The organism is Phaeobacter sp. B1627 (genome assembly GCF_006265095.1).
Taxonomy (GTDB): Bacteria; Pseudomonadota; Alphaproteobacteria; order Rhodobacterales; family Rhodobacteraceae; genus Epibacterium.
In genome coordinates this window covers 1-1544 of record NZ_VCNK01000090.1, presented here as the reverse complement: position 1 = coordinate 1544, position 1544 = coordinate 1, and the positions used below count along the sequence as shown (strand labels likewise).

Annotated in this window: 1 protein-coding gene and 2 pseudogenes; 2 read left to right on the top strand and 1 reads right to left on the bottom strand. The window is 58.0% G+C overall.

Annotated features, from left to right (window positions below):
- A partial coding sequence (locus tag FGE21_RS19770; protein ID WP_176695506.1) for an IS110 family transposase occupies window positions 1–749 on the top strand: 749 nt, incomplete at its 5' end.
- A gap of 237 nt (window positions 750–986) precedes the next feature.
- On the opposite strand, the pseudogene FGE21_RS19765 reads toward FGE21_RS19770, so the two are convergent.
- Window positions 987–1103 (bottom strand): annotated as a pseudogene (locus FGE21_RS19765) (transposase); the annotation flags it as partial.
- A gap of 98 nt (window positions 1104–1201) precedes the next feature.
- On the opposite strand from FGE21_RS19765, the pseudogene FGE21_RS19760 reads away from it, so the two are divergent.
- A pseudogene (locus FGE21_RS19760) lies at window positions 1202–1544 on the top strand (transposase); the annotation flags it as partial.

Below are 1544 nucleotides of genomic sequence, written 5' to 3'. Positions count from 1 at the left end.
GTCTGGACCTGGGACATCACCTGAAGTTCGTGCCAACCAAGTCAGAAGAACAACAAGACATTCAGGCGCTGCATCGGGCGCGACGCCGACTCGTCACTCACAGGACGGCACTGGTGAGCCAGATGCGCGGCCTGCTGTTGGACCGCGGCATACCGATCGCCTTATCAATCGGGCGTGCGCGGCGTGCTATCCCAGAGATCCTCGAAGACCGGACGAACGGGCTGACTGCAATGACCCGGGAGATTATTGGCGATCTGCTCGACTTCTTGGGACAGATCGACGCTCGGATCACCGCCTTCGACCGCCGGATCGACGCGGTCTTCAAGTCCAACGAGGATTGCCGTCGGATCGCACGCATCTGCGGTGTCGGCCCGAAGACTGCAACGGCTGTTGTTGCCGCAGTGGGCGACGGTCGGGAGTTCAAGAACGGCCGGCATCTGGCGGCGTGGATGGGGCTGGTTCCACGACAGCATTCCAGTGGCGACAAGAGGCTGCTCATGGGGATCAGCAAGCGCGGAGACAGGCATGTGCGAACCTTGCTGGTTCACGGTGCCAGATCCGTGGTCCGGGTGGCTCAGCGCAAGACCGACCCCTTCAGTCAATGGGTCAACAACCTCCGCGAACGACGTGGCATGAACCGCGCCATCGTCGTGCCAAAGGCACGCTTGCAGCGTGACGTGGCCAACAAGAATGCCCGGATCATCTGGGCCATGCTCAACAGAAACGAGGAGTTCCGCGCCCCCGTTTAAGCGCGCAACAAGGATTGCAAGAAGATCAAAGAAATGAACCGACCGGCAAACTCCGGTGTGTGAGGAACCTGGCTTTTATAATGGCCTGCAGAGGCCGACCACTTGTTGAGGCTCACCACGCGGAATTCCCATTTGGGCGCACCATCAACCGGTGACGCCGGATAGATGTTTGCAACCTGGGACTTGGCGGCGGAACAGATCAGAGAAAATCTTGCAATGGGAGAGACATCCATAGATGTAAAGCGTGGCATCACTGACGCCATGCTTGCGGCACAGCTTCTTCGCACCAAGCGCAGCCTGATGCTCTTTCAATATCCCAATAATCTGTTCGTCGCTGAAACGGCTTCTCTTCATCCTCTGTCTCCTTAGTTTGATGTGATCCCCGAAAGCGCCCCCGTTTTTGATTTGAGGTTTCCGCAGAGATTCCCTGGCTGGGAGAGGAGCGGAACCGCATGAAGGCATCAAAGTTCACGGACGCGCAGAAGGCGTTCATCCTCAAGCAGGCGGAGGGCGGCACCTCGGTGGCCGAGGTCTGCCGCAAGACCGGGATCAGCACGGCGACATTTTTCAACCGGAAGAAAAAATATGCTGGCCTGATGCCATCCGAGATGAAACCGCTTAGGGAACTCGAGCAGGAGAACGCGCGCCTGAAGATGATCGTCGCGGATCTCGCGCTCGACAAGGAAATGCTGCAGGACGTCATTCAGCGAAAGCATTGAGGCCTGCCCGGAAAATGACGTCTGGGCTATGGACTTCGTTCATGATCAGCTGTCGACAGGCCGGAAAATTCGGGTT